This window comes from Massilia glaciei, assembly GCF_003011895.2.
Classification (GTDB): Bacteria; Pseudomonadota; Gammaproteobacteria; order Burkholderiales; family Burkholderiaceae_D; genus Telluria_A; species Telluria_A glaciei.
In genome coordinates this window covers 1-860 of the sequence record NZ_PXWF02000250.1, presented here as the reverse complement: position 1 = coordinate 860, position 860 = coordinate 1, and the positions used below count along the sequence as shown (strand labels likewise).

Here is an 860-nt window from a genome sequence, read left to right as displayed (position 1 = left end):
GCCTGCGCGCCGGCCTCGGGCGCGCCGCCCGCCGCGCCGCCCGCCGCGCCGCCACCGGCGAGCGCGTGCAGCTGCGCTAGCTCGGTTAGTTGCCAAATGGATACAATGGCGCTGAAGCACAGCAGCACGGCGAAGGCACCGTAGAGCTTGGTGTTGATGTCGAGCTGGCGGAGCGTTAACATGGGCTTTCCTTGGTGTGGGCCGGGATGGCGGCTTGACCATGTTAAGGAAATTGCCTTGTGAATACTTGCGTAATATCAACAAGTTAGAATTGGGCGCGGCGGCCGCCGATGTGATCGCAAAGCGACGAGTAGATCAAGAAAAAGGCCTCTGATCGTCAATATGATATTGCCTTTTGGCAATTTTGGTTCATAATTGGGTTTGGGCAATTCCGCAAACCAACCGGCAAATCAGGAATGTCTCCCACCACGCAAGCAAGCCAGACAGCGACCAAGGCAGCAGAGAACGTCTCGCGGCAGGAGACGATCGAAAACCTGGTCGGGATCGTCACCAAACACGCCGGCGAGCACCTGCTCGCGGTCGGCACCCGCCTGCTCGGGGCCCTGCTCGACCCGACCGACATGACCAAGATCGACGCGCGCATCGTGTTTTTGCGCGTCAAGTCGGGAAAGTTGCTTAAAGATAATAATTACGCGTTCTTCCACCTGCAAACGACCGTCCTCGAGCGCCTGCTGCGCAAGGAGTTCAAGCAATTGGCCCCGCTCGCGCGCCAGCTCAACGTCTTCGACGGCGCGCTCGCACTGGTGCCGTTCGAGGAGATGGACAACCGGGTCGCGTTCGACGCGTTGTGCCGCCCGTTCGAGATGCGCTACGCCGACCAGATCGCCACGCTGAACCTT

Annotated in this window: 1 protein-coding gene and 1 pseudogene; one reads left to right on the top strand and one right to left on the bottom strand. The window is 60.1% G+C overall.

The window, feature by feature from the left end; translation table 11 throughout:
• Window positions 1–182: hypothetical protein (locus C7C56_RS17235; protein ID WP_146204526.1), on the bottom strand; the 182-nt coding region annotated here is incomplete at its 3' end.
• A 234-nt stretch (window positions 183–416) separates the two neighbouring features.
• Here C7C56_RS17235 and C7C56_RS17230 point away from each other — a divergent pair.
• Window positions 417–860: pseudogene (locus C7C56_RS17230) on the top strand (DUF1631 family protein); the annotation flags it as partial.